A 26337-nucleotide genomic window follows, 5' to 3' on the forward strand; every position below is an offset into this window, starting at 1 on the left:
GGAGGCACTCAGCGCTTCCGGCCGTCAACCCTTGGCTACTTCGGAGTCAGGTCGCGATTCGCAACCGTGTGCGGTTGTACGACAAGAGGGGCGCCGCCGCCTCGAACCAGCGGTTGAGCGGCCCTGATGTGATGTCAGTCACTCTTGAGACGGGCGGCGTGAAACGGGACGTACTCACCCGTACGTATCGCCGGGCCCCGTGCTGCCGGGGGCGCGCAGCGGCCCGTAGCGGCGCGGGGAGCCGCCGGGGCCCTGCACCTTGATCACACGGACCGAGCCGTGGCCGAGGTCCTCGTTGAGCCGGGCCACCAGGGTCGGCGCCAGCAGCCGCAGGTTCGTCGCCCACGCCGTGGAGTCGCAGCGCACCACCAGGACCCGCTCGTCCTCGTCGTACCGCTCCGGGACGCAGTGCTTGGCCACGTCCTCGCCGACGATCTGCGGCCAGCGGCCCATCACCCCGCCCACCGCGGCCGGCGTCTCCCAGCCGCGCTCGGTGATCAGCCGGTTGATCGCCGACCCGAGCGCCATCGGATCGCGCCCGTCGGCCCGCGCGCCCGAGCGCAGGCCGACCCGCCGCGCCTGCTTCTTCTGCTGCGCCGCCTCCCCACGCGCGCGTGCCGCCTCCTTCGCCGCGCGCAGCGCCACGCGCGCGAGGTCGACGCCGGAAGGCTCGGGTCCCTTGCGCGCGGGCTCCTGCTTCGCGGACTCCCTCATGGGCGGCCGGCCCGGCTCGTCGGCGCTCATACGCGCTGCACCGCCCCGTCGGCCACCGCGAACCGCGCCCCCGCCAGCACCCGCGGTACGTCGTCGTCGACGGCGGCGGTCACCAGCACCTGCTCGCCGGGCGCCACCAGCTCGGCCAGCCGCTCCCGGCGGCGCGCGTCCAGCTCGGCGAAGACGTCGTCCAGGACCAGCACCGGCTCGTTGCCCTCGGCCCGCAGCAGGTCGTAGGAGGCCAGCCGCAGCGCCAGCGCGTAGGACCAGGACTCGCCGTGCGAGGCGTACCCCTTGGCGGGCAGTTCCCCGAGCTTGAGCAGCAGGTCGTCCCGGTGCGGACCGACCAGCGTGACGCCCCGCTCGATCTCCTGCTTGCGGGCCTCGGCGAGCGCGGCGATCAGCTGCTCGAACAGCTCCTCGCGCGCGTGCGCCGCACCGGGCGCCGACGACTTGTACTCCAGGGCGACCGGCCCGCCGCTGGGGGCGAGCTGCTCGTACGCCTTGTCGGCCAGCGGCTGGAGCGTGGCGATCAGGTCCAGGCGCTGGGCCAGCAGCTCGGCGCCCGCGCGCGCGAGGTGCTGGTCCCAGACGTCCAGGGTGGACAGGTCCAGGGTGCGACCGCCGTGCCGGCGGGCCAGCGCCGCCGACTTCAGCAGGGTGTTGCGCTGCTTGAGGACCCGGTCGTAGTCGGAGCGGACGCCGGCCATGCGCGGCGACCGGGCGGTGATCAGCTCGTCGAGGAAACGGCGCCGCTCCCCGGGGTCGCCCTTGACCAGCGCGAGGTCCTCGGGCGCGAACAGCACGGTCCGTACGATGCCCAGTACGTCGCGGGGCCTGACCTGCGAGGACCGGTTGACGCGGGCGCGGTTGGCCTTGCCCGGGTTCAGCTCCAGTTCGATCAGCTGCTGGCGCTCGCCCTGCCGGACCTGGGCGCGGATCACCGCGCGGTCGGCGCCCATGCGGACCAGGGGGGCGTCGGAGGAGACGCGGTGGCTGCCGAGGGTGGCGAGGTAGCCGACGGCCTCGACCAGGTTGGTCTTGCCCTGGCCGTTGGGGCCGACGAAGACGGTGACGCCGGGGTCCAGCGGGACCTCGGCCCTGGCGTAGGAGCGGAAGTCGGCCAGCGACAGATGCGTGACGTGCATGGTCGTGCGCCGACCTCCACCCTTCGGGTCCTGCTTACTTCTTCTCGACCGCGTGGCCGCCGAACTGGTTGCGCAGCGCCGCGATCATCTTCATCTGCGGCGAGTCCTCCTGACGGGAGGAGAAGCGCGCGAACAGCGACGCGGTGATCGCCGGCAGCGGCACCGCGTTGTCGATCGCGGCCTCCACCGTCCAGCGTCCCTCACCGGAGTCGGCGGCGAAACCGCGGAGCCGGTCCAGGTGCTCGTCCTGGTCGAGGGCGTTCACGGCGAGGTCGAGGAGCCAGGACCGGATGACCGTGCCCTCCTGCCAGGAACGGAACACCTCCCGGACGTCGGTCACGGAGTCGACCTTCTCCAGGAGCTCCCAGCCCTCGGCGTAGGCCTGCATCATCGCGTACTCGATGCCGTTGTGGACCATCTTCGCGAAGTGGCCCGCGCCGACCTTGCCGGCGTGCACCGAGCCGAAGTCGCCCTCGGGCTTGAGGGCGTCGAATATCGGCTGCACCTTGGCGACGTTCTCCGCGTCGCCGCCGTACATCAGCGCGTAGCCGTTCTCCAGGCCCCAGACGCCGCCGGAGACGCCGCAGTCGACGAAGCCGATGCCCTTGGCGGCCAGTTCCTCGGCGTGCTTCTCGTCGTCCGTCCAGCGGCTGTTGCCGCCGTCCACGACCACGTCGCCGGGGGCCAGGAGCCGGGCCAGCTCGTCGACGGTCGACTGGGTGGCCGCGCCGGCCGGGACCATCACCCAGACCACGCGCGGGCCGCTGAGCTTGCCCACAAGCTCTTCCAGGCTGTGGACATCGGCGAGGTCCGGGTTGCGGTCGTATCCGACGACGGTGTGGCCCGCGCGGCGGATCCGCTCGCGCATGTTGCCGCCCATCTTGCCGAGGCCGACGAGACCGAGCTCCATCAGTTGCGTTCCTTAGGTCGCTGTGGCGTGTCAGGCGCGTTTCGCCGTGTGAGGCGCATGCGCACCGGCGCCGAGCCTAAACCCGGACGCCCACGCACAGCTGTGGGCATACGCGCTCATCCGTACGCCCACCTGCGGCTTCATCCACCGGCTGTGGACAAGTCGGCCGCTCAGCCGCTCAGCCGCTCAGCCGCACCGGCATGATCAGGTACTTGTACGCCTCGTCCGCCTCCGCGTCCAGCGCCGGCCTGCCGCTGAGCAGGGCCGGCTTGGTGGAGGTCGTGAAGGACAGCTGGGCCACCGGGGAACCGATGGCGCTCAGACCCTCCAGCAGGAAGGTCGGGTTGAAGGCGATCGAGATGTCGTCGCCCTCCAGTTGGGCGTCGACCCTTTCCACAGCCTGTGCGTCGTCGCTGGAGCCCGCCTCCAGGATGAGCACCCCCTGCTCGAAGCTGAGCCGCACCGGGGTGTTCCGCTCGGCGACCAGGGCGACGCGCTTGACGGCCTCCACGAAGGGGGCGGTCTCGATCACGGCGACGCTGTTGAACTCGGTCGGGAACAGCGTCTTGTACTTCGGGAGGTCACCCTCCAGCAGCCGGGTCGTGGTCCGGCGGCCGGCGCCCTCGAAACCGATCAGGCCCTCGCCCGCACCCGAGCCGGACAGCGCCAGGATCACCTGGTCACCGCTGGTCAGCGCCTTGGCGGTGTCCTGGAGCGTCTTGGCGGGCACCAGGGCGACCGCGGAGACGTCCGGGTTCTCCGGCTTCCACAGGAACTCGCGGACCGCGAAGCGGTAGCGGTCGGTGGAGGCCAGCGTCACCGTGTCGCCCTCGATCTCGATGCGCACACCGGTGAGGACGGGCAGCGTGTCGTCGCGGCCGGCCGCGATGGCGACCTGCTGCACGGCGGAGGCGAAGACCTCGCCGGGGACCGTGCCCGTGGCGTTCGGCATCTGCGGCAGGGCCGGGTACTCCTCCACCGGCAGGGTGTGGAGGGTGAACCGCGAGGAGCCGCAGACCACCGTCGCCCGTACACCGTCTGTGGAAATCTCCACCGGCCGGTTGGGCAGGGCGCGGGAGATGTCGGCGAGCAGGCGGCCGGAGACCAGCACCGTGCCCTCCTCCTCGACCTCCGCGTCGACCGACACCCGCGCGGAGACCTCGTAGTCGAAGCTGGACAGGCTCAGCTGCCCTTCCTCGGCCCTCAGCAGCAGGCCCGCGAGGACCGGCGCCGGCGGACGGGCCGGGAGGCTGCGCGCCGCCCAGGCCACTGCCTCCGCGAGTACGTCGCGTTCCACCCGGATCTTCACCGTTGCCGCCTCCTGCTGTTGCCGGCGCTCTCGCCCTGCTTCGCCTCAGTCGTCTGACTCGGTGTCGCCCACCCCGCAGCGGGGCAGGAACACCGGGACCAGTCTGACGCACCGCACTGACAGTAGGTGCCCATCGGGGTCAAGTCGTGCCGAGGGGCGGTCGGGCACGAGAGGGCGAGTTGTGCACAGGTCCCGCTTCGAAACGAGTTCCGGGCTCTCTCTAGTCGTTGGTAGTAGTAGGGCCTGTGGATACCGTGGATAACCACGTTTGCCCAGGTCAGCCCAGGAATTTTGTCCACGGGGCCTGTGGGCGGGACCGGTGGACAAGTGGGCCCCGCTGTGGAGAACGGAAAGTTCTGCACACTCCGTGCACAGGGAGAGGCGACTTCTCCCCAGCGTCGTCCCCAGGTTTACCCGTCTTTCCCACAGCCCAACCCGGCAGCTTTGTGTGACGCCTTTCACTCCGAGCGGTGAGAGGCCGCGTCGGGTTGCCGAACAGTGGACAGCGGTGTGGAGAAGCCGCTGATCGCTGGGGACAACCGGGTCTGACCTGTGGGTCGACGGTGGACAACCTTGTGCACAGGGTGTGGACCGATTCGTTGTCCACAGTCTGTGGATATCGTTCGTCCACCGATCCACAGGCGAGTGACCTGGCTCGATGATCTCTCAAGACCCTGGCCTGTGGACAGGATCGGGACAACTTGGCGGTCCCCAAGGTGTGGACGGAAAAAAGTGCCCGAATCTGTGGACGGCGGCCGTAACCCCGGCGCGGATTCGAACAGCAAGTGCGCCCGCGTCCGCGGCCCTCGGCCCCGGACATGACGAAGGCGCCCTCCGGATCTCTCCGGAGGGCGCCCATAACGCCGTACAGGGGTGCCGTCAGCCGTCAGCCGTTCAGCCCTCGTGCGGAGGCCGTCAGCCGGTGCGCGGGGGCTGTCAGCCGTTCTTGATGCGGTTGGTCAGCTCGGTCACCTGGTTGTAGATGGAGCGCCGCTCGGCCATCAGATTGCGGATCTTGCGGTCGGCGTGCATCACGGTGGTGTGGTCCCGGCCGCCGAACAGCGCGCCGATCTTCGGCAGGGAGAGGTCCGTCAGCTCGCGGCAGAGGTACATGGCGATCTGCCGGGCCGTCACCAGCGCGCGCCCGCGCGAGGTGCCGCACAGGTCCTCGACGGTGAGGCCGAAGTAGTCGGCGGTGGCGCTCATGATGGCCGTGGAGGTGATCTCGGGGGCCGAGTCCTCGCCGCCGGGGATCAGGTCCTTCAGGACGATCTCCGTCAGGCCCAGGTCCACCGGCTGCCGGTTGAGCGACGCGAACGCCGTCACCCGGATCAGCGCCCCCTCCAGCTCACGGATGTTGCGCGAGATGCGGGAGGCGATGAACTCCAGCACCTCCGGCGGGGCGTTGAGCTGCTCCTGCACCGCCTTCTTGCGCAGGATCGCGATCCGCGTCTCCAGCTCGGGCGGCTGGACGTCGGTGATCAGGCCCCACTCGAAACGGTTCCGCAGCCGGTCCTCCAGCGTCACCAGCTGCTTGGGCGGCCGGTCGGAGGAGAGCACGATCTGCTTGTTGGCGTTGTGCAGCGTGTTGAAGGTGTGGAAGAACTCCTCCTGCGTCGACTCCTTGTCCGCCAGGAACTGGATGTCGTCGACGAGCAGGATGTCCATCTCGCGGTAGCGCTTGCGGAAGCTGTCGCCCTTGCCGTCGCGGATGGAGTTGATGAACTCGTTGGTGAACTCCTCGGAGCTCACGTACCGCACGCGCGTGCCCGGGTAGAGGCTGCGGGCGTAGTGCCCGATGGCGTGCAGCAGGTGGGTCTTGCCGAGGCCCGACTCGCCGTAGATGAAGAGCGGGTTGTACGCCTTCGCCGGCGCCTCGGCGACGGCCACCGCGGCGGCGTGCGCGAAGCGGTTGGAGGCGCCGATGACGAAGGTGTCGAAGAGGTACTTCGGGTTGAGGCGCGCGGTCGGCTCGCCGGGGCCGGTGGCCGGGGCGGGCTGTGCGGCCAGGGGCCCGGGGGCGCCGGTGGCGGGTCCGGGGCCCACGGGGCCGCCGCGGTGGACGTGGCCGGCCCCGTGGGGCGGCTCGGGCGCGTCACGCCGGCCGCCGCGCTGGTCGTAGTCGCCGCGCGGCTGCTTGTAGTCCGGGCCGGACTGGTCGTAGTCCGGGCGGGACTGGTCGTAGTCCGGGCGCTGCGACTCGTACGGCGGGCGTTCGGATTCGTACGGCGGGCGGTCCGGCGACTGCGAGCGGTAGTCCTGGGAGTAGCCGTACGGAGATTCCGGCGGCGAGGCGTACGGGTCGCGGTCGGGGAAGCCGAGGCGTTGCTGCTGCCAGCCGTAGTCGTCCTGCTGGGACGGGCGCGGCCAGGAGCCGGGTTCGGGACGCTGGTACTCGGACGGGTAGGCGGGACGGGCCGTGGGGAGCGGGTCGGGGCGGTGGCGGCCGTAGCTCTCGTAGTCGTCCCGGCTGTCGCGGTTGTCACGGCCGTCACGACCGTCCCGCGTGTCACGGCCGTCCCGGGTGTCGCGGCCCTGCTGGCCGACGGGCGGGAGGTCGGGTTCCTCGTAGCGGTGCTGGGGGCGCGCGTGCGGGGCCGGCGGCGTCGGGACGGGGGGTTCGCCCGCCGAGTCGTCGACGGTGATCGCGATGCGGATCGGACGGCCGCACTCCCTGCTCAGCGTCTCGCTGACGACGGGGGCCAGGCGGCCCTCCAGTACGCCCTTCGCGAACTCGTTCGGTACGGCGAGCAGGGCAGTGTCTGCGACCAGGGCGAGCGGCTGGCAGCGCCGGATCCAGTGCTCGTCCTTCGACTCGACGCCCTGGCCGCGTCCCTCTCCGAGGAGCTGCTCCAGTACGCGTGGCCACACTGCGGCAAGATCGGCAGGTACGTCAGCCACAGGGCACGCTCTCTCATGGGTCCCTCGAAGGTGTGATCCGAGGGAGGGTCGGTCGGTACGGGGGTGGGCGGGTCGGAACGAATCAGATGCGCCGGTGGGAAGGGAACGAATCGGAGTCCGGCCACGGTAGTCAGCGTGGCAGGTAGCATTCAAGTTGTTGTCCCCAGCCTGTGGACAAGTGTCTCTCGGCTGCCGCCGGTTTGACCGAATGGCGCAGCCGCGCGTACCGTAACCAGGTCGAGTTGTCGATGGCTGCTGCCGCCTGCCTCCGATGGGCACAGATCGCTTCAGGTGATCGGAAAGCGGTGCACACGGGCGTAACGCGAGCTACTCGTGGGCGCACGGTGACAGCCAGGACGGCACCCCGCCACCACCGATTTCTTCTGGAGCCCCCGAGTGAGCAAGCGCACCTTCCAGCCGAACAACCGTCGTCGCGCGAAGACCCACGGCTTCCGGCTGCGTATGCGCACCCGTGCCGGCCGCGCGATTCTCGCGTCCCGCCGTGGCAAGGGTCGCGCCCGTCTGTCCGCCTGATCCCGATCAGGTCATGACGTCGTGCTGCCCACCGAGAACCGGCTGAGGCGGCGCGAGGATTTCGCGACCGCGGTACGACGAGGTCGCCGGGCAGGCCGCCCGTCCCTCGTCGTCCATTTTCGTAGCGGTGCAACGGACCCGCACGCGCCTGGGGAGAGCGCTCCCCCGACGCGTGCGGGTTTCGTCGTCAGCAAAGCCGTCGGCGGTGCGGTCGTGCGCAACAAGGTGAAGCGCAGGCTTCGCCATCTGATGCGCGACCGAGTCGGTCTGTTTCCCCCCGGTAGCCTGGTAGTCGTACGAGCGCTACCCGGAGCGGGTGACGCCGACCATGCACAGCTGGCCCAAGACCTGGACGCCGCCCTCCAGCGGCTACTGGGAGGGGGCGCGCGATGAAGTACCCGCTGCTGGCTCTGATCAAGCTGTACCAGTGGACGATCAGTCCACTGCTCGGGCCGGTCTGCAAGTACTACCCGTCGTGCTCCCACTACGGCTATACGGCCATCGACCGGCACGGCGCCGTCAAGGGCACGGCACTCACCGCCTGGCGCATCCTGCGGTGCAATCCGTGGTCGCTGGGCGGGGTGGACCACGTTCCGCCGCGCAAGCGTCCGCGGTGGCACGAGATGCTGCGGAACGCCTGGCGGGCACGCAAGGGCGGGCCCTCCGCCGCCGAACCGGCCACCGAAGGACAGGCTGCTCAGCCGAGTCCGTCCGGTCCTTCGAGCCCGGCCGCAGAGACCCAGTCCCATGCCCAAGGAGCATGATTAGTGGACACGATTGCCAGCCTCTTCGAATTCATCACGACGCCTGTCTCCTGGGTCATCGTCCAGTTCCACAGCTTGTACGGCGCCATCTTCGGCCCCGACACGGGATGGGCCTGGGGTCTCTCCATCGTGTCCCTGGTGGTGCTGATCCGGATCTGTCTGATCCCGCTCTTCGTGAAGCAGATCAAGTCGACTCGGGCCATGCAGGTCCTGCAGCCCGAGATGAAGAAGATCCAGGAGCGCTACAAGAACGACAAACAGCGCCAGTCCGAAGAGATGATGAAGCTGTACAAGGACGCGGGCACCAACCCGCTCTCCTCGTGCCTTCCCATCCTGGCGCAGTCCCCGTTCTTCTTCGCCCTGTACCACGTGCTCAACGGCATCGCGACCGGTGACACCATCGGCGTGATCAACGAGCGGCTGCTGGAGAGCGCCCAGAAGGCCCACATCTTCGGTGCGCCGCTCGCGGCGAAGTTCACCGACGGCGCCTCGAAGGTGGACGCCCTCGGCTCCTCCATCACCGACGTGCGGGTCGTCACCGCCATCATGATCGTCCTGATGTCGGCCTCCCAGTTCTTCACCCAGCGCCAGCTGATGACGAAGAACGTCGACACCACGGTGAAGACGCCGTTCATGCAGCAGCAGAAGATGCTGATGTACGTCTTCCCGGTCATGTTCGCCGTCTTCGGCATCAACTTCCCGGTCGGTGTCCTCGTCTACTGGCTGACCACCAACGTGTGGACCATGGGCCAGCAGATGTACGTCATCCGCAACAACCCGACGCCGGGTTCCAAGGCCCAGTCGGCCTACCTGGACCGCCTGTACAAGCACGTCTCGGGCACCGGCAAGGTCCGCCGCCGCAGCGAGCGCGCCATCGTCAAGGCCATCGTCGCCAAGGGCCGGGACCGCAACGAGTTCGAGCGGAAGTTCATCAACGGCCTGACCAAGGCCGGCCTCGCGGCCCAGGCCGACGGCACCGTCGTGAAGAGCGACACCGCGGCCGCCGCCGAGACCGAGGACGGTACGCCGACCACGGGCGCTCCCAAGCGCCAGCAGCCCAAGCGGCAGTCGAAGTCCCAGCGTCAGGCCGGCGCGACGAAGACCGCCGGTGACGCCGAGTCGTCGGCGTCCTCATCGTCCTCCTCGTCGTCCTCCGCCGCGTCGGCCACGTCGAAGCCGACGTCGCTGAGCAAGTCCGACCAGCCCCAGGACGCCAAGCCCGCCGCTGCCAAGAAGGCCGCGCAGAAGCCCGGCTCCGGTACCCGCAGCAAGGCCCAGTCCGGGCAGCGCAAGGGACCGCAGCGGCCCAAGTCCCCGTCGAAGAAGTAAGAAGGAGTCCATCCCGTGACGGAAGGCACCATCGCCGCCGCTGCCGAGGGCGCAGACACCCTGACCCGCCTGGAGCAGGAGGGTGAGATCGCGGCGGACTACCTGGAGGGTCTGCTCGACATCGCCGACCTCGACGGCGACATCGACATGGATGTCGAGGCCGACCGTGCCTCTGTCTCGATCATCAGTGACACGGGCGGTCGTGACCTGCAGAAGCTGGTCGGTCATGACGGCGAGGTCCTGGAAGCGCTCCAGGAGCTCACCCGCCTGGCCGTGCACCGGGAAACCGGTGATCGCAGCCGTCTGATGCTGGACATCGCCGGCTACCGGGCCCGCAAGCGTGCCGAGCTGTCCGAGCTGGGCGCCAAGGCCGCCGCCGAGGCCAAGAGCAGTGGTGAGCCGGTGCGCATGCAGCCGATGACCCCGTTCGAGCGCAAGGTCGTGCACGACGCGGTCAAGGCCGCGGGGCTGCGCAGCGAGTCCGAGGGCGAGGAGCCGCAGCGGTTCGTCGTCGTACTGCCCGCCTGATCGGTCCCCGCGTTCTCCCGGCCCCGTCTGTTGAGCAGACGGGGCCGAACTTTGTCAGCCTGGTAGTTCCGGCTGATAGTTCTGATGGTTCTGGTGTCGGCGCGCGAAGCGTCGACGCGGTACGGAAGGACGGTCCCCCGTGACGGAGGCAGCGGAGCTTCCCCCCGCGCCCGAGCAGGCACGTGAGGTGTTCGGCGATCGCTACGCGGATGCGGTGCGCTACGCCGAGTTGCTGGCCGAGGCGGGTGTGCAGCGCGGTCTGATCGGTCCGCGCGAGGTGCCCCGGCTGTGGGAGCGGCACCTGCTGAACTGTGCGGTGCTGTCTGAGGTCGTGCCCGCGGGCGTGACGGTGTGCGATGTCGGCTCGGGTGCCGGCCTGCCCGGTATCCCGCTCGCACTGGTCCGGGACGACCTGAAGATCACCCTTCTCGAGCCGCTGCTGCGGCGCACCAACTTCCTGACCGAGGTCGTGGAACTGCTGGGCCTGGACCATGTGACCGTCGTGCGGGGCCGGGCCGAGGAGGTCATGGGGAAGCTGCCGCCCGTCCATGTGGTGACGGCCCGTGCCGTGGCGCCGCTGGACCGGCTGGCCACCTGGGGGGTTCCGCTGCTGCGGCCGTACGGGGAGATGCTGGCGCTCAAGGGCGACACGGCCGAGGAGGAGCTGAAGAGCGCGGCGACGGCGCTGAGCAAGCTCGGGGCCGTGGAGACGTCGATCCTGCACGTGGGGGAAGGCGTGGTGGAGCCCCGGTCCACGGTGGTGCGCGTGGAGGTCGGGGAGAGTCCGGGCGGTGTGCGGTTCGCGGCCAAACGGGCCAAGGCTGCCCGCACCGGACGGGCCCGTCGGCGTCGTGGATAGCGCCGAGCCGGAGTGTCGCGGCAGTTCGGCTTCGGCCGCTGTGCATCGTGTTTCACGTGAAACGTCGCTCACTGCTGCACGGCATCATCAGTCGCGGCCGCGCTGCGGCCGAACCCCGCGACCGCAAGCCTCTCGGCTCACTCGATGAGGGAGCTCCCTCAGAGGGCAGAAACTCCTCTCGCGGAGACTCCTCTGCCAGAAACACATCTGGCGGAGACTCCTCTGAGGGCACTCCGCCACTCGTGAGGGGCACGGAGTTGTCCACAGAGGTGGATTTCTCCACAGAACAACAGGCCTCACTGGTTCGCGACCCCGAAGGCATGGGAGGCTCTGTTCATTGCGAGCCTGAAGTCGAGGAGAGTGAATCCTTGCGGTCCGACGCCAATATCGCGGGCCCGATGACCGATCCGGTCCCCGGTCCCCGTGCCGAGTCCATGGGGGCGGATGTTTCACGTGAAACACCGCCGCCGATGGACGACACTCCGATCGGTCGCGCGGCCCAACTAGCGGTAGAGGCTCTGGGGCGCGCCGGTGAGGGTCTGCCACGACCTGAGCAGACCCGCGTCATCGTGGTCGCCAACCAGAAGGGCGGGGTGGGCAAGACGACGACGACCGTCAATCTCGCCGCCTCGCTTGCCCTGCACGGTGCCCGGGTCCTGGTGATCGACCTCGACCCCCAGGGGAATGCCTCCACCGCCCTGGGCATCGACCACCACGCCGAAGTCCCGTCGATCTATGACGTGTTGATCGACAGCAAGCCCCTGTCCGAGGTCGTCCAGCCTGTTCCCGATGTCGAGGGTCTGTTCTGCGCGCCGGCAACGATCGACCTCGCTGGTGCGGAGATCGAGCTGGTGTCCCTGGTCGCCCGGGAGAGCCGACTTGAGCGAGCCATCCAGGCCTACGAGCAGCCTCTGGACTACATCCTGATCGACTGCCCGCCCTCTCTCGGCCTGCTGACGGTGAACGCGATGGTCGCGGGCCAGGAGGTGCTGATCCCGATCCAGTGCGAGTACTACGCACTGGAGGGGCTGGGACAGCTGTTGCGCAACGTCGACCTGGTGCGGGGGCACCTCAACCCTGCGCTCCATGTGTCGACCATCCTGCTCACGATGTACGACGGCCGGACGCGACTGGCGTCCCAGGTCGCGGACGAGGTGCGCAGCCACTTCGGTGACGAGGTGCTGCGGACGAGCATTCCTCGCTCGGTCCGTATCTCCGAGGCGCCGAGCTACGGGCAGACGGTGCTGACCTACGATCCAGGATCGAGCGGTGCCCTGTCCTATCTTGAGGCGGCACGAGAGATCGCACTGAGGGGCGTGGGCGTCGGCTACGACGCGACCCAGGCTCACATCGGTGCCCAGAACGATCCGAGCACGGTGGAGGGGATCCAGTGAACGAGCGACGGAGGGGGTTGGGCCGAGGTCTGGCTGCGTTGATTCCTCCAGCCTCAACGGAGAAGCCGGTGGCGTCGGCCGCCTTGGGGAGTGCTGCTCCGGCGGCTTCCACGGGCATTCCCGGGCTGACGACCGACCGTGGTGTGGCGGCGGCGAGGGTGACCACACTGCCGCCTGTTTCACGTGAAACATCACCTGAAACCGAGGAGCCGTCGGCTTCTGGTGCCGTGGAGGCACTGGTGTCCCCCATGGGGGCTCACTTCGCCGAGATCCCGCTGGACTTCATCAAGCCGAATCCGCGGCAGCCGCGCGAGATCTTCGACGAGGACGCGCTCGCCGAACTGGTCACCTCCATCAAGGAGGTCGGTCTTCTTCAGCCGGTCGTCGTGCGTCAGCTGGACGCCGAGCACTACGAGCTCATCATGGGCGAGCGGCGCTGGCGGGCCTGCCGGGAAGCCGGGCTGGAGGCCATTCCGGCGATCGTGCGGGCCACGGAGGACGACAAGCTCCTCTTGGACGCGCTGCTGGAGAACCTGCACCGCGCTCAGCTGAACCCGCTGGAAGAGGCCGCCGCCTACGACCAGTTGCTGAAGGACTTCAACTGCACGCACGACCAGCTGGCAGACCGGATCGGCCGGTCCCGTCCGCAGGTCTCCAACACGCTGCGGCTGCTGAAGCTCTCGTCGTCCGTGCAGAAAAGGGTCGCGGCGGGGGTCCTCTCCGCAGGACATGCCCGGGCGCTGCTCTCGGTGGAGGACTCGGAGGAGCAGGACCGGCTGGCGCACCGGATCGTGGCCGAAGGGCTCTCGGTGCGGGCGGTCGAGGAGATCGTGACCTTGATGGGGTCCCGGCCGCAGAAGGCTCCCCGGGCCAAGGGACCCCGGGCGGGAGCCCGTGTCTCCCCGGCCCTGTCCGATCTCGCCACCCGGCTCTCGGACCGCTTTGAAACCCGGGTGAAGGTGGACCTGGGCCGGGAGAAGGGCAAGATCACCGTCGAGTTCGCCTCGATGGACGATCTGGGCCGCATCCTCGACACGCTCGCCCCGGGCGAAGGCTCCGTGCTGCAGAAGAGCCTCGTGGAGGGCGAGACGGAAGAGGACGATTCCTGAGGCCCGACGGCGGAGCGCCTGGTCAGGTGCTCCGCCTCGGCGCCAGAGCGGGCCGTGTCCGGTGTGTGCCGGAACGCGGTCCGCTCTTTGCTTTCCACCGGTATCGGGGCAATCGCATCGTGGATACGATGCGATCAGGCAGGGCGGTTTCACCTGGCGGTTACCTCTGAGAGCGAGGCAGAGCCATGCGAACGACGAGCCGCACCGGGTTGGTGAGCACAGGGCTGGGGCTGGGAGCGATCGGTGGGTTCATCGGCAGTCTGCTCAAGGAGCGGAGTGCTCTGACAGCCGCTCTGGAAGCACAGGGCGAAGGAAGCGAGGAACAGCTTTCATGGGGCGCCGGCTCGTACCGCTCACGCTGGACAACCTTGAGGATCTCCCCCAGCGCTGTCGCTCGTGCGTCTTCTGGGAGCTCGACCCCGTCAGCGGGGAGGCTGCGGTAAAGGCGGGCACAGCCGCTCTGGAGAAGGAAGCCTGGATCTCCGCCGTCCTGCTGGACTGGGGGTCCTGCGGCCGGGTCGTCTACGTCGACGACGTACCGGTCGGCTTCGTCCTCTACGCTCCTCCTGCCTATGTCCCGCGCTCTGCGGCGTTCCCCACGAGCCCTGTCTCCCCGGACGCGGTGCAGCTGATGACGGCGTTCATCGTGCCCGGGTACCAGGGGCAAGGGCTGGGCCGGGTGATGGTCCAGACGGTGGCCAAGGATCTACTGCGACGGGGCTTCAAGGCGATCGAGGCCTTCGGGGACGCCCACTGGAAGCAGCCCTCGTGCGTGCTGCCGGCCGACCATCTACTGGCCGTGGGGTTCAAGACCGTACGGCACCACCCCAGCCATCCCCGTCTCCGGCTGGAACTGCGGTCCACGTTGTCCTGGAAGGAGGACGTGGAGATGGCCCTCGACCGACTGCTCGGCGCCGTGCAGAAGGAACCTGCGCTCAGGCCGTTGTGAGGGCCGTCGTGACATGAAGGGGGCCCACCCTGCCGGATGGGCCCCCTTCATGTTTCACGTGAAACGTCACTCCGCGATGAAGTCCTCAAGGTCGCGGACGATCGCGGCCTTCGGCTTGGCACCGACGATCGTCTTGGCGACCTCGCCACCCTGGTACACGTTGAGGGTCGGGATGGACATGACGCCGTACTTGGCGGCCGTACCCGGGTTCTCGTCGATGTTCAGCTTGACGATCTCGATCTTGTCACCGTACTCGGCGGCGATCGCCTCGAGGGACGGCGCGATTTGGCGGCACGGGCCGCACCAGGCGGCCCAGAAGTCCACCAGGACGGGCTTGTCGTTCTTGAGAACGTCCTCTTCGAAAGAAGCGTCGGTCACATGCTTCAGGGTGCCGGCCACGGCGGGCTCCTTAACTGGTTGTGCGTGGGGGATGAGGGTCAGACAGTGGTCTTCTCGGGCTCGGCCTTGTCCTCGTCGGACAGGGCAGCGAGGAAGCGCTCGGCGTCGAGGGCGGCGGAGCAGCCCGTGCCAGCCGCGGTGATCGCCTGGCGGTAGGTGTGGTCGACCACGTCTCCGGCAGCGAAGACACCGGTCACATTGGTCCGGGTGGAGGGCGCGTCGACCTTCAGGTAGCCCTCTTCGTCGAGGTCGAGCTGGCCCTTGAAGAGTTCGGTGCGCGGGTCATGGCCGATTGCGATGAACAGGCCGGTCACGGCCAGGTCGGAAAGCTCGCCGGTCTTGAGGTTGCGCAGCTGCAGCCCCGACAGCTTCGGGTCGCCCTGGATCTCGGCGACCTCGCTGTCCCAGACGAACTTGATCTTCGGGTCGGCGAAGGCACGCTCCTGCATGGCCTTGGAGGCACGCAGGGTGTCGCGACGGTGGACGATCGTCACGGACTTGGCGAAGCGCGAGAGGAAGGTGGCCTCCTCCATCGCGGTGTCACCTCCGCCGATCACGGCGATGTCGTGGTCCTTGAAGAAGAAGCCGTCGCAGGTGGCGCACCAGGAGACGCCACGGCCGGACAGGGCGTCCTCGTTGGGCAGGCCGAGCTTGCGGTGCTGCGAGCCGGTGGTGACGATGACGGCCTTGGCCCGGTGGACCGTGCCCGCGGTGTCCGTGACGGTCTTGATCTCACCGGTCAGGTCGACGGACACGATGTCGTCGGGGATGAGCTCGGCGCCGAAGCGCTCCGCCTGGGCCCGCATGTTGTCCATGAGCTCGGGGCCCATGATGCCGTCCTGGAAGCCGGGGAAGTTCTCCACCTCGGTGGTGTTCATGAGCGCACCACCGGCGGTGACGGCGCCTTCGAACACCAGCGGCTTCAGCGACGCGCGCGCGGTGTAGAGCGCCGCCGTGTAGCCGGCAGGCCCGGAGCCGATGATGATCACGTTACGGACGTCGCTCACGGCTTGTTTCCTCGTCTCTGGACTGCGTCTTCATGACCGGTGAAAGCGTTTCTCAGAGCTCTCACCCCACCCAACGGATCCTACGGGGCGCGCATTCCCGCTGTGTCCGGGCACACTGCGAGGCGGCACGCGGGGCGTGGGGCGGCGCACAGGGCGCGTGGGACGGGGCAGGGCGGCAGACGGCCGGGACGGACGCGGGACGTCAGTCGTCAGGGCCGCGGGTAGGAGCTTTCGAGCAGTACCTCGCCCGCTCCGCGCGAGGGCTGGGTGACACAGGACGTCTCCACGAGATAGGCCGTGACCTGTCCGGCGTCGGCGGCGTCCGGAAGGATGACCAGCAGCACCTCATGGCCCTGGTAGATGCCCTCCTCCGTGGCCAGCGCCGCGTCCTCGCGGCCGATGCCCTGGCGGATGCACGAGGGCACGGTGGGCTGGGTGAAGACGCGGTTCTCGGCGCCGGTCTCGGACTCCGCGCGGAAGCTCTGTGCCGAGGACGTCTCGGTGCTCTGTCCCGGCTGGTCGTCCGCCAGCAGATCGGCGACCTTCGGCCCCAGCTTCCCCTCGGAGAAGGTGTCCGCGAGGGCGGACGGCTGTCCGGGGTCGCCGGGCGCGTCGCCGCTGTCGAGAGAGGCCACGATCACGGAGCCGAGTCCCAAGGCGGCCACCGCGAACACGGCACCGAGGGCGGCGATCCTGCGGCGTCCGTTCCGCGTGCGCTTCTTGCGCCCCGGACCGGTGGTGGAGGCGGCGGAACGGCCTGCGGGACGGTCGACGGAGACCGATGTTTCACGTGAAACACGCGGACGGTCCTCGTTCCTCTCGGAAAGAGGAAGAGCGGCGACGTGAGCGTCCGGGCCCGTCGGCTCCGGCGCCGTGGCGGCCAGCAGAGCTTCGGCGGCGAGGGCGGCGTCGATACGGCCGACGACATCGTCCGGCATCCGCTGCGGACCCGGCAGTGTGCCGAGCAGGCCCCGGATCTCCTCCAGCGACGCGTAGACGTCCGCACACAACTCGCACGCCTCCAGGTGACGCCGTACGTCTGCGGTCTGTGCCGGCGGGAGCAGCCCTTCGGCGAGGTCGGAGATCTCCGCGACGTCCGGGTGCCGGGCCATGTCTGTCGTCGACGACGTCACGCTCGCCCACCTCCGCCCTTCACTGCGGTTGAATCGCTCGGCCCCGCTGTGGGTGGGACGGGTGTCCCCTGGGTCCGGTTCCGTTCCGCGCCCGGTTCACTCTCGCCGCCGCTGTCCGGGCGCAGATGAGTGAGCAGCGGCAGGAGTCTGGCTCTGCCGCGGGCGCACCGGCTCTTCACCGTGCCGGTCGGCACATCGAGGATGCGGGCGGCTTCGGCGACGGGGTAGCCCTGCATGTCGACCAGGACCAGGGCGGCCCGCTGGTCCGGCGGCAGGGTGCTCAGGGCTTCCACGAGCTGCCGGTGCAGATCGTTGCGCTCGGCGGGAGCGGACGCCGACTCGTGCGGCTCCAGCAACTGTTCCAGGCGCTCGGTGTCGTCGACCGGGGCGGTCTTCCTGGAGGCCGCCTTGCGGGCGCGGTCCAGACACGCGTTCACCGTGATCCGGTGCAGCCAGGTCGTGACGGCCGACTGCCCGCGGAAGGAGTGGGCGGCACGGTACGCGGAGACGAGGGCGTCCTGCACGGCGTCAGCGGCTTCCTCACGGTCCCCCAACGTGCGCAGGGCGACCGCCCAGAGCCGGTCCCGGTGCCGCCGGACGAGCTCACCGAAGGCATCGGGGTCGCCCTTCACATGGCGGGCGAGGAGGTCGTGGTCGTTGGTTTCGGCGTACCCGGTGCCATCTGTCATCGGACCCCCTCCGTCATGGCAGACGACTCAGCTGGTCACCTTGATGTCCGCCAGCCTGCCGCGCCACTCCCCGTTCGACTGCATCGGCAGGTCGGTGAGCCACACCAGAAGGTAGCGGCTCTTGAGGGTCTTGTCGGGCTTGAGCTCCACGGTCGTCCCCTTGCCCTCGGCGACCTTGGAGTAGGCGTCGAAGGAGGTCGGCTCGGAGCCGGCGTCCGCGCTCGCACTGCGCAGCTCGACCGAGGTGCTCCCGACGAAGGTGACGGTCACCTTTCCGACCTGCTGTGCCTTGCCGAGGTCGAGGATGACGCCGACGCCGGGCTTCAGGCGTCCGAAGTCACTGCTGAGGTAGTAGTCCGTCTGCCAGTAGGTCGACAGGTCGTCGTCGTAGACGTTCTTTATCTCGGAGGGCTTCTCGGACTGGTCGGAGAAGGGGTCGAAGTCACGGGCGTCGCTGATGGCGATCGGCTTGCCGGACTCCGGTTTGCTCGAAGCACCCTTGTCGTTGTCGTCCGTCGTCTGCGTCTGGTTCTGGTCGTCGGACGAGCCGCCCCGGTTCATCAGGGCGTCGGCCAGCTGCCAGCTGCCGAGGCCCAGGGCGGCGATGAGCAGGGCCGAGACGCCCCACTTCAGGGCCTTGCCGGTACGGCTCTGCAGCGGGGGCGGCGGGGCCGGCACCGGCTGCGTGACACCGGGATGCGGGGCTGGGCGGCCACGGCCGTACGAGCCCTGCTGATAGGCCGTGCGCTGGTACTCGGGCGGTGTCGTGAAGGCCGGCTCCGGCGGGCGGATGCGGGGCATCTCGCCGATCGCCTTCACCAGCTCCTCCGGCGTGGTGCACGCGGACTCGTGGCGGGACGCGGTGGCGCCGTCGTTGGCGAGCGCCCGCATGGCCAGCTCCGACAGCCCTCGGTGGACACCGGCGCGCACCTGGTCGGGCGGGATCAGACCGAGGTCCTTGGGCAGCCCGGAGAGCCCGTAGGCGTCGTCCTCGTACGGCCAGCGCTGGGTGAGGGAGGCGTAGAGCAGGGCGCCGATGGCCTCGGTGTCGGTGCGCTGCGGCGTGTCGGAGGTGATGCCGCGCAGCGCCGCGTTCACGGCCAGCCCCCGGATGCGCCACTGTCCGGTCGACGTGCGCAGCACGGCGTTGGGGTTGAGGCGGAGGTGGGCCAGGCCCTCGCGGTGGGCGGCGGCCATGGCGGACGCGACCTGGGTGACCATCTGGTAGGCGTCGTACGGCTCCAGCGGGCCGGCGGCGAGGAGTGCGGTGAGTTCGGTGGCGTCGGGGAGCCACTCGTGGACGACGTAGACGAGGTCGTTGTCCTCGACGGCGTCCAGCACCTGCACGAAGCGGGGGTCGCCCAGCAGCGCGGAGGCGCGGGCGGCGGCCAGCACGGACCGGGCGCGGCTGTGCTCCGTCGGCAGGACGTGGACGCCGACGGCGCGGCGGAGTTTCTCGTCCACGGCACGCCAACTGCTGAAGCCGTCCAGACGGGTGACGCATTCCTCGAGGCGGTAGCGTCTGGCGAGTTTGTGACCGCTGTGCAGTTCGGGAGGCGATGCCTTCCCGGGCTTGTTGGTGCCGGCGCTCGCCTGTGCCTCGTCGCTGTCCGTGTCCCGCTCCCGGTTGTTGGCCACCCCGTCGGCCGTGGACTGGTCCGCCTCCGCGGTCAGCGACTCGTCGTCGCTGTTGTCTGCCACGTCGACGGCAGCTGTGCTCCGTTCCGCCACCGTCGTCCCTGCCTCCCCATTCATTGCGCGCCGGACACCCGTTGCGCGCCGTCCGACGCCGAAACCAATTGTGCCCACAGACCGCCGCTATGCACGACACACGGCGGTGAACGATGGTTGTGCGCCTACCCCCTGTCTCAGCGTCCCAGGCGTCCGCGGACCATACCGACCAGCGAGTTGAGCTCTTCGATCCGCATCCGGCGGGCGGCCAGGAAGAAGACGCCGAGCAGCACCGCTCCGCCGGCCAGGAGGGCGGCGAAGGAGCCCACGACGCCCTGGCCGAGCGTGTGACCGATGCCGTAGCAGGCCGCGCCGCTGAGCAGCGCTGCGGGGACCGAGGCGATGGCCAGCCGCGCGTAGGTCCGCAGCACACGGGAGCCGTCCAGGTCCCCGCCGAGCCGCTTGCGCAGCCGGCGCCAGGCGATGCCGACGCCGATGGCGTAGGCCAGACCGTAGGCGGCGGCCATGCCGACCACGGCCCAGCGCGCCGGGATCACGAAGTAGCAGACGGCCGAGGCGCCGGCGTTGACCGCCGCCACGATGACCGTGTTGTAGAAGGGGGTCCGGGTGTCCTCGTAGGCGTAGAAGGCGCGCAGGACCACGTACTGCACGGAGTACGGGATCAGGCCGAGGGCGAAGGCCATCAGCGTGTAGCCCATGTTGGTGGCTTCGCTGGTGCCGGAGGAACCGAAGATCAGGGTGCACATCGGGATGCCGAGCGCGACGAACCCGAAGGCGATCGGCACGATCGCGACAGCCGTCGTGCGCAGCCCCTGGGAGATGTCGTCACGGACGGCACCGGCGTCGTCCTCGGCGGCGGAGCGTGAGAGGCGGGGCAGCAGGGCGGCCATCAGGGAGACGGTGATGATGGCCTGCGGCAGACCCCAGATCAGCTGGGCGTTGGCATAGGCGGCGAAGCCGGTGCCGTCCACGGGCGAGACCTTGCCCGCAGCGGTGGACAGCTGGGAGACGACGATCGCGCCCGCCTGATTGGCGAGGACGAACAGGAAGGTCCACTTGGCGAGCGTGATCGCCTTGCCGAGGCCGTGGCCCTTCCAGTCGAAGCGCAGCCGCATCCGGAAGCCGGTCTCCCGCAGGTACGGGATCATCGCCAGCGCCTGCACGACCAGTCCGAGCAGGATGCCGACACCGAGGAGCCGCTGCCCCTCCTCCGGGATGGTGGTGACCTTCATCCCGGAGTCGGCGGCGGTGCCGTAGACCCAGAGGAACATGCCGAGCGTCACGATGATGACGATGTTGTTCAGGACCGGGGTCCACATCATCGCGCCGAACTTGCCGCGGGCGTTGAGGATCTGCCCCATCACCACGTGGACGCCCATGAAGAAGATCGAGGGCAGGAAGTACTGGACGAAGGTGATGCCGACCTGGTTGGCCGCCGGGTCGCTGGCGACCGAGTCGGACAGCAGGCGGATGAGGATCGGCGCTCCGAAGACCGACAGGACGGTGAGCGCGCCGAGCGCCACCATGACCAGGGTCAGCAGGCGGTTGGCGAAGGCCTCGCCGCCGTCCTCGTCCTCCTTCATCGCGCGGACGAGCTGCGGCACGAAGACGGAGTTGAGTCCGCCGCCGACGGTGAGGATGTAGATCATCGTCGGGAGCTGGTAGGCGACCTGGAAGGTGTCGCCGAGCAGGCCGACGCCGAGGGCGGAGACGATCAGCGCGGAGCGGATGAAGCCGGTGAGGCGGGAGACCATCGTGCCCGCCGCCATCACGGCGCTCGACTTCAGCAGTCCCGCCGCCCGGCCGCCCTTCTTGGCCGGTACCGCGGCGGCCGGCGGTGGCACGGCGTCGGTGCCCTGCGCGGGGGTCTCGGCGGCCGGCGGGGGCGCGGTCAGGTACTGGCCGGGCGGGGGCGCCGCGTGCTGGGTCTGGCCGGGCTGGGGAGCCGGGTACTGGGTCTGGCCGGGCTGAGGGGCCGGGTACTGGCTCTGGGCCGGCGGCTCCGCGCCGTACGGGCCGGGTGCCGGGGCCGCTCCGTACTGGCCGTGCGGGGTGGCCGCGTACTGGCCGTACGGACCGGGTGCTGCTCCCTGCTGGTGCGGCGCGGGCGACGGGCCCGGCACCGAGGGGTTGCCCTGGTACGACGGGTGGCCGCCGCCCTGCTGCTGGTCGCGGAAGAGATGGGCGAAGGCGTCCGGCTCGTGGCGCTGCTCGCCGGCCTGGGTGACGAGGTCGTCCACGCCCACGAACTGGGTCGTCCGCGGATCGTCGCCGTACGGCAGGTACTGGGTGGGTCCCTCCGGCTCGGGCGCCGGGGTCCGCGCCCAGATCTGCGGGTCCGGGGCGTACGGCGACTGGGCCGGCGGCCCGTACAGCGGCTGCTGCGGCGGATACGTGCCGGGGGGCGGCGGGGGGTGCGCGGCGCGGTCGTAGAGCGCCTCGTCGACCGGGTCCTGCGCGGAGAGGTCCTGCGCCCGGTAGGGGTCCTGCTCGTAGGCGTCCTGGAGGTACATGTCCGCCGGCGGCTGCGACGGCGCCCGGTCGTGCTCGGGTGGCGGGCCCTCGGGGTAGCCCGAGCTGCCCGCGGCCTGGCCACGGTCACCGTCGTACGGCGCGTTCATGGTTACCCCACCTCATCGTCCCGGGCCCACCGGCCACGACATCTCAACGGTCCACTCTCTCACCCGTCCCGGACGGGTCGGCGCTTTCCGCTGTGGTGTCCGCTCCGGGGTCACTCGGCTGCTCCGGGTCGCCTGCCCGGGAGTGTGCCCCGGACTCCTCGGTGGGACGGCCGGCGGGGCCTTCCGGGTTCTCGGGGCCGTCCGCGTCGTCCTCCCCGGCGCCGGGGCCCTCGTCGTCCGCGACGCGGGCGGCGGCCCGCTTGCGCTGCTGGTACATGCGGTAGCCGGCGAGGACGAGGAGGAGGACGCCGCCGCCGATGACCAGCATCACGGTGGCCGTGATCTCGGTGACCTTCACGTCGAAGGTCACGGGTACGCCGTACTTGCGGCCGTCCGCCGTGTACAGCTGGGCGATCACCGTCGCCCGCCCGTTGGCGTTGGCGGACGTGGTGAACTTCACCGACTGGCTGTGCCCGCCGGAAACCGAGACGGGCTGCTCCTGGTAGGCCTCGCCGCCGATCTTCAGACGCGTCGGGTTGGTCGAGGTGAGCCGGAGCACCAGGTGGTCGGCGTCCTGCACGAGGTTGTTCTGGACGGTCACGGGGATCGTGGCGCTGCGCCCGGACAGCTTCGTCTCCGACTTGTCGATCAGCCGCACCTGGCCGGTCAGGCCGTCGAGGTAGGTCTCCACGCCGTTGCGGAAGGTCTGTCCCTCGGAGGAGCGGCCACGCCAGGACGCGGACATCTCCCGGTTCATGGCCCGCCCGAAGGGGGTCACCACCCGGGACTGGTCCGACAGGACGGCCTTGAAGTGGTCCAGCTTGTCCTGCGTCCGGGCGATCTGCTCGAACACCGAGTACGGCAGCTCCTGCTTGCGCAGCGAGGAGGGGTACGAGGAACGCGACGGCACCTTCGTCGTGGCGCCCGGGTCCGGCTTGGCCGAGGCGGCGTCGGACAGGTCCTGGGACTCGGACCAGTTGCCGTCCTGCAGCGCGGTCAGCGCCTCGGCCATCGCCCGGGCCTGGCTTCCGGTCGGCGTGCGCTGCGGCGCGACGACGATGCTGCGCTGCTTCCCGGTCTGCAGGTTCAGGGACAGGCTCTGCGCGAGGAACTGCTGGACGGCCGCCGTGGAGGTGGACGCCTTGGTCAGGTCGCCCTCGAACGCCGTGGACAGGCGGGCGTCCGCTACGACCGCCGTCGTCCCGCCCCCGATGGGCCGGGCCGCGGAGGGCGTGTACGACAGGCCGCTGCCCTCCTGGAGGCTGTCGCTGCGGGCGATCACCTTGTCGGCCCCGGCGGAGGTGGCGACCTTGACGATCGACGGGTCGACGGCGCCCTCCACCGGCCAGGCGAAGTCGGTGGTCGGTTCCACGTGGAGGATCGGCTCCACCGTGTTGGCGACGACGTCGGTGGCCTCCTTCAGCTGGCTCAGCGAGCCGGTGAAGTCCGTGCCGTTGTGCGCGAGGGAGGCCAGGTCGGGGTCGGCGAAGGGCAGCGCGACGACCTCCTTCTTGTCCGCCACCGCCTTCTGGAGATCGGCGAGCCACTGCTTGGCGACGGCCTGGTGGGTGCCGGCCGAGGTGTTGCCGTCCGCGCCCCGGACCTCGTAGCTGCGCGTCATCGCGTCGACGGAGGCCAGCAGATCGGGGTCGACGACCCAGGTCACGTCGAGTTCCTTGCCGAGCGTCACCATCTGGTTCAGGCGGCCACCGGGGGAGATCTCCTTGGCCAGGTCGTCGTTGAGGAAGACCGGGGTCTGCTGCTCGTTCGACCCCGTCTCCGCGGCCATGTGAGCGGTGGAGATCAGCGGCCACAGGAACGTCGTCCGCGTCCTGGTGCCGGCCTCGCCCGGCTGCCAGGGCAGGAAGGTCCGCTGCACGCCGAGAAGCCGTTCCCAGGGCTGCGCGGAGGTCTGCCCGGAGAGCGTCACGGCGAACTCGTAGACGCCGTCCTCACCGAGGTCCAGCGCGTCGACCGGGACCGAGATGTTGAAGTGCTCGGAGACCCCGGGAGTGAGCTTGGCGTACTCCTCCGAGTACTTGTCGTCGACCTCCGTGCCGAGAGAGGCGTCGAGGGCGTCGCTGTTCTTGGCGACCGTGTCGATGGCGGACCGGGTGTCGAGCTGCTCGCCCACCCGCAGACCGACCTGGGCGTCGGTGACCGCCTGCTTGCCGTTGTTGGTCACCGTGCCCGACACCGTGACGGTGTCGCCGTCCGTGGGGGCGGCGGGGCTGAGCGAGTCGACGGCCACGGACACCCCGTCCGACCCGGCCGCGGTCCGGGCGCCGGTCTGCTCCCCCGCCTGGGCCGGCCCGGCGCCCGACACCTGTACGAGGCCTGCCAGCAGCGGTGCGGAGGCGACCAATGCCATGGTGCGCCGTACCCAGCGGCGGGCAGGTGAGGGATGGGTCCCCTGGAAGTCTGCCGCCTCGGCCACGCGCTCGCCCGTCCCTCGTCGTCGTCAGTGGTCGTCGGATGTGCGTCCACGCATGGTAACGATGCGCGCTGAGGGGAAGTGCCGCGGAGTGGCCCACAAGATCGGGTGCGGGGCCGACGACGGGAACGAGCGCGAGATCGGGCCGCCGCGTATATGCCCGTATAAAGGGGAGCGTCCGAACAAGTGGTGCGCCCGCCTCCGCCCGGGGCACGTACCCTTTTCTGTTGTGCCGAACGCCAATGAAGTCAACCCCAGTGCCCTGAGTCAGGCGCAGCACCGCGCGGTGAGCGAACTGCTGCGCGTCTCGCCGGTCGCCGACGATCTCGCCCGCCGTTTCCAGGAGGCCGGGTTCTCTCTCGCCCTGGTCGGCGGCTCGGTGCGCGACGCGTTGCTCGGGCGGCTCGGCAACGACCTGGACTTCACCACCGATGCCCGTCCCGAGGATGTCCTCAAGATCATCCGTCCCTGGGCGGACGCCGTCTGGGAGATCGGGATCGCCTTCGGAACCGTCGGTGCGCAGAAGGACGCCCGCGTCGGAGACGCTGATCGAAGCCTTCAGATCGAGGTGACCACCTACCGGTCGGAGGCCTACGACCGCACCTCGCGCAAGCCCGAGGTGTCCTACGGCGACTCCATCGAAGAGGACCTCGTCCGGCGGGACTTCACCGTCAACGCGATGGCCGTCGCACTCCCCGAGAAGGAGTTCATCGACCCGCACCACGGGCGGGACGACCTCGCGGCCCGGGTACTGCGTACGCCGGGAACGCCCGAGGCGTCCTTCTCCGACGACCCGCTCCGGATGCTGCGGGCCGCGCGTTTCGCCGCGCAGCTCGACTTCGAGGTGGCCCCCGAGGTCGTCAAGGCGATGAAGGAGATGGCCGGGCGTATCGAGATCGTCTCGGCCGAGCGGGTCCGGGACGAGCTGAACAAGCTGATTCTGTCCGCGCACCCGCGCAAGGGGCTGGCGCTCCTGGTCGAGACCGGCCTGGCCGAGTACGTCCTGCCCGAGCTGCCCGCCCTGCGTCTGGAGAGCGACGAGCATCACCGCCACAAGGACGTCTACGAGCACTCGCTGATCGTGCTGGAACAGGCGATGGCCCTGGAGCAGGACGGCCCCGACCTGACCCTCCGGCTGGCCGCGCTGCTGCACGACATCGGCAAGCCCCGTACCCGCCGCTTCGAGAAGGACGGACGGGTCTCGTTCCACCACCACGAGGTGGTCGGGGCCAAGATGACGAAGAAGCGCATGCTGGCGCTGAAGTACTCCAACGAGCTGGTGAAGGACGTCTCACGGCTGGTCGAGCTGCATCTGCGGTTCCACGGGTACGGCACCGGGGAGTGGACCGATTCCGCGGTGCGCCGGTATGTCCGGGACGCGGGTCCGCTGCTCGACCGTCTGCACAAGCTGACCCGGTCCGACTGCACGACCCGCAACAAGCGCAAGGCGACCGCGCTGTCGCGTGCGTACGACGGCCTGGAGGAGCGGATCGCGCAGCTCCAGGAGCAGGAGGAGCTGGACTCGATCCGCCCGGACCTCGACGGCAACGAGATCATGCAGATCCTCGGCATCCGTCCCGGCCCCGCTGTCGGGCAGGCATACAAGCACCTGCTGGAGCTGCGGCTGGAGAACGGGCCCATGGAGCACGAAGCGGCGGTCGCGGCGCTCCGGGAGTGGTGGGCCCGCCAGGAAGGATGAGCGGGGGCATGTTTCACGTGAAACATGCCGCCGTTTCACCGATGTGGAGGGGCGGTGTTTCACGTGAAACACCGCCCCACTACTCCGGTAGCGACTAGGGCCTGTCGTTTGGATCAGGACGCAGGACACCGGCGGGACTTGTCCATGCCGGTGAGCGGGGTCTGGTGCGTGCAGCTGCAAGGCGGAGGAGGGAGTCGACGCGATGGGGGTCCCCC

At 69.7% G+C, this 26337-nt stretch carries 22 protein-coding genes; 10 read left to right on the forward strand and 12 right to left on the reverse strand.

Annotated elements, in window-relative coordinates; all coding sequences use genetic code 11:
• Positions 1-174 precede the first annotated feature (174 nt).
• From J7I94_RS25510 to dnaA, 5 genes are all read right to left on the reverse strand, one after another.
• Positions 175-744: a DUF721 domain-containing protein gene (locus J7I94_RS25510; RefSeq protein WP_374198417.1), complete on the reverse strand. Its 570-nt coding sequence runs from the start codon at positions 742-744 to the stop codon at positions 175-177.
• Positions 741-1862 carry a DNA replication/repair protein RecF gene (gene recF / locus J7I94_RS25515; protein ID WP_215170420.1) on the reverse strand — a complete coding sequence of 374 codons (1122 nt, stop codon included), beginning with the start codon at positions 1860-1862 and terminating at the stop codon, positions 741-743. The genes J7I94_RS25510 and recF overlap by 4 nt, the downstream gene beginning before the upstream one ends.
• 34 nt (positions 1863-1896) lie before the next feature.
• Positions 1897-2772 (reverse strand): phosphogluconate dehydrogenase (NAD(+)-dependent, decarboxylating), encoded by an 876-nt coding sequence (gene gnd / locus J7I94_RS25520; protein ID WP_215170422.1) that lies wholly within the window; start codon positions 2770-2772, stop codon positions 1897-1899.
• Positions 2773-2950: 178 nt separating this feature from the next.
• Positions 2951-4081 carry a DNA polymerase III subunit beta gene (gene dnaN / locus J7I94_RS25525; protein ID WP_215170424.1) on the reverse strand — a complete coding sequence of 377 codons (1131 nt, stop codon included), beginning with the start codon at positions 4079-4081 and terminating at the stop codon, positions 2951-2953.
• 936 nt (positions 4082-5017) lie between these two features.
• Positions 5018-6982, reverse strand: coding sequence for a chromosomal replication initiator protein DnaA (dnaA, locus tag J7I94_RS25530; protein ID WP_215170426.1), 1965 nt, complete (start codon positions 6980-6982; stop codon positions 5018-5020).
• Between the two features lie 396 nt (positions 6983-7378).
• Between dnaA and rpmH the strand changes: the two genes are divergently transcribed.
• The 9 genes from rpmH to J7I94_RS25575 all read left to right on the forward strand — a co-directional run bounded on the left by rpmH (position 7379) and on the right by J7I94_RS25575 (position 14448).
• On the forward strand, positions 7379-7516 hold the full coding sequence (rpmH, locus tag J7I94_RS25535; RefSeq protein WP_003949374.1) for a 50S ribosomal protein L34: 138 nt from the start codon (positions 7379-7381) through the stop codon (positions 7514-7516).
• 21 nt (positions 7517-7537) lie between these two features.
• Positions 7538-7909 (forward strand): ribonuclease P protein component, encoded by a 372-nt coding sequence (gene rnpA / locus J7I94_RS25540; RefSeq protein WP_215170428.1) that lies wholly within the window; start codon positions 7538-7540, stop codon positions 7907-7909.
• Positions 7906-8280 carry a membrane protein insertion efficiency factor YidD gene (gene yidD, locus J7I94_RS25545; RefSeq protein ID WP_215170429.1) on the forward strand — a complete coding sequence of 125 codons (375 nt, stop codon included), beginning with the start codon at positions 7906-7908 and terminating at the stop codon, positions 8278-8280. The genes rnpA and yidD overlap by 4 nt, the downstream gene beginning before the upstream one ends.
• 3 nt (positions 8281-8283) lie before the next feature.
• Entirely contained in the window at positions 8284-9609 is a 1326-nt protein-coding gene (yidC, locus tag J7I94_RS25550; protein ID WP_215170431.1) for a membrane protein insertase YidC, read from the forward strand.
• 15 nt (positions 9610-9624) lie between these two features.
• Positions 9625-10137, forward strand: coding sequence for a R3H domain-containing nucleic acid-binding protein (locus tag J7I94_RS25555; protein WP_215170433.1), 513 nt, complete (start codon positions 9625-9627; stop codon positions 10135-10137).
• A gap of 139 nt (positions 10138-10276) precedes the next feature.
• On the forward strand, positions 10277-10996 hold the full coding sequence (gene rsmG, locus J7I94_RS25560) for a 16S rRNA (guanine(527)-N(7))-methyltransferase RsmG (protein WP_215170435.1): 720 nt from the start codon (positions 10277-10279) through the stop codon (positions 10994-10996).
• 320 nt (positions 10997-11316) lie between these two features.
• Complete coding sequence (locus tag J7I94_RS25565; RefSeq protein WP_215170466.1) at positions 11317-12390, forward strand: ParA family protein; 1074 nt, start codon at positions 11317-11319, stop codon at positions 12388-12390.
• The gene (locus J7I94_RS25570; RefSeq protein ID WP_215170437.1) at positions 12387-13499 is read left to right on the forward strand and encodes a ParB/RepB/Spo0J family partition protein; all 1113 of its coding nucleotides are present in this window, start codon (positions 12387-12389) and stop codon (positions 13497-13499) included. Before J7I94_RS25565 ends, J7I94_RS25570 begins: the two co-directional genes overlap by 4 nt.
• Before the next feature lie 331 nt (positions 13500-13830).
• Positions 13831-14448: a GNAT family N-acetyltransferase gene (locus J7I94_RS25575; protein WP_215170439.1), complete on the forward strand. Its 618-nt coding sequence runs from the start codon at positions 13831-13833 to the stop codon at positions 14446-14448.
• A gap of 66 nt (positions 14449-14514) precedes the next feature.
• Here J7I94_RS25575 and trxA read toward each other — a convergent pair whose 3' ends face one another.
• From trxA to J7I94_RS25610, 7 genes are all read right to left on the reverse strand, one after another.
• Positions 14515-14847 carry a thioredoxin gene (trxA, locus tag J7I94_RS25580; protein WP_215170441.1) on the reverse strand — a complete coding sequence of 111 codons (333 nt, stop codon included), beginning with the start codon at positions 14845-14847 and terminating at the stop codon, positions 14515-14517.
• A 38-nt stretch (positions 14848-14885) separates the two neighbouring features.
• Positions 14886-15854: a thioredoxin-disulfide reductase gene (trxB, locus tag J7I94_RS25585; RefSeq protein ID WP_215170444.1), complete on the reverse strand. Its 969-nt coding sequence runs from the start codon at positions 15852-15854 to the stop codon at positions 14886-14888.
• Between the two features lie 209 nt (positions 15855-16063).
• A complete protein-coding gene (locus J7I94_RS25590; protein WP_215170468.1) occupies positions 16064-16966 on the reverse strand; it encodes an anti-sigma factor in 903 nt (300 codons plus the stop codon).
• Positions 16967-16983: 17 nt separating this feature from the next.
• A complete protein-coding gene (gene sigM, locus J7I94_RS25595; protein WP_215170446.1) occupies positions 16984-17676 on the reverse strand; it encodes an RNA polymerase sigma factor SigM in 693 nt (230 codons plus the stop codon).
• A 27-nt stretch (positions 17677-17703) separates the two neighbouring features.
• A complete protein-coding gene (locus tag J7I94_RS25600; RefSeq protein WP_215170448.1) occupies positions 17704-19407 on the reverse strand; it encodes a protein kinase family protein in 1704 nt (567 codons plus the stop codon).
• A gap of 137 nt (positions 19408-19544) precedes the next feature.
• The gene (gene murJ, locus J7I94_RS25605; RefSeq protein WP_215170450.1) at positions 19545-21989 is read right to left on the reverse strand and encodes a murein biosynthesis integral membrane protein MurJ; all 2445 of its coding nucleotides are present in this window, start codon (positions 21987-21989) and stop codon (positions 19545-19547) included.
• 43 nt (positions 21990-22032) lie between these two features.
• The gene (locus J7I94_RS25610; protein ID WP_215170452.1) at positions 22033-24426 is read right to left on the reverse strand and encodes a DUF6049 family protein; all 2394 of its coding nucleotides are present in this window, start codon (positions 24424-24426) and stop codon (positions 22033-22035) included.
• A 226-nt stretch (positions 24427-24652) separates the two neighbouring features.
• Here J7I94_RS25610 and J7I94_RS25615 point away from each other — a divergent pair, with 226 nt between their 5' ends.
• Complete coding sequence (locus J7I94_RS25615; protein WP_215170454.1) at positions 24653-26122, forward strand: CCA tRNA nucleotidyltransferase; 1470 nt, start codon at positions 24653-24655, stop codon at positions 26120-26122.
• Positions 26123-26337 lie beyond the last annotated feature (215 nt).

The sequence above is a fragment of the Streptomyces sp. ISL-12 genome (genome assembly GCF_018614415.1).
In the GTDB taxonomy this organism is placed as follows: Bacteria; Actinomycetota; Actinomycetes; order Streptomycetales; family Streptomycetaceae; genus Streptomyces.

Bases quoted from the DNA above. Each gene is read 5' to 3' on its own strand.
- J7I94_RS25510 (WP_374198417.1), bottom strand. From the start codon at position 744: ATGAGCGCCGACGAGCCGGGCCGGCCGCCCATGAGGGAGTCCGCGAAG.
- recF (WP_215170420.1), bottom strand. From the start codon at position 1,862: ATGCACGTCACGCATCTGTCGCTGGCCGACTTCCGCTCCTACGCCAGG.
- gnd (WP_215170422.1), bottom strand. From the start codon at position 2,772: ATGGAGCTCGGTCTCGTCGGCCTCGGCAAGATGGGCGGCAACATGCGC.
- yidD (WP_215170429.1), top strand. From the start codon at position 7,906: ATGAAGTACCCGCTGCTGGCTCTGATCAAGCTGTACCAGTGGACGATC.
- J7I94_RS25565 (WP_215170466.1), top strand. From the start codon at position 11,317: ATGGGAGGCTCTGTTCATTGCGAGCCTGAAGTCGAGGAGAGTGAATCC.
- J7I94_RS25575 (WP_215170439.1), top strand. From the start codon at position 13,831: ATGGGGCGCCGGCTCGTACCGCTCACGCTGGACAACCTTGAGGATCTC.
- J7I94_RS25590 (WP_215170468.1), bottom strand. From the start codon at position 16,966: ATGGCCCGGCACCCGGACGTCGCGGAGATCTCCGACCTCGCCGAAGGG.
- sigM (WP_215170446.1), bottom strand. From the start codon at position 17,676: ATGACAGATGGCACCGGGTACGCCGAAACCAACGACCACGACCTCCTC.
- murJ (WP_215170450.1), bottom strand. From the start codon at position 21,989: ATGAACGCGCCGTACGACGGTGACCGTGGCCAGGCCGCGGGCAGCTCG.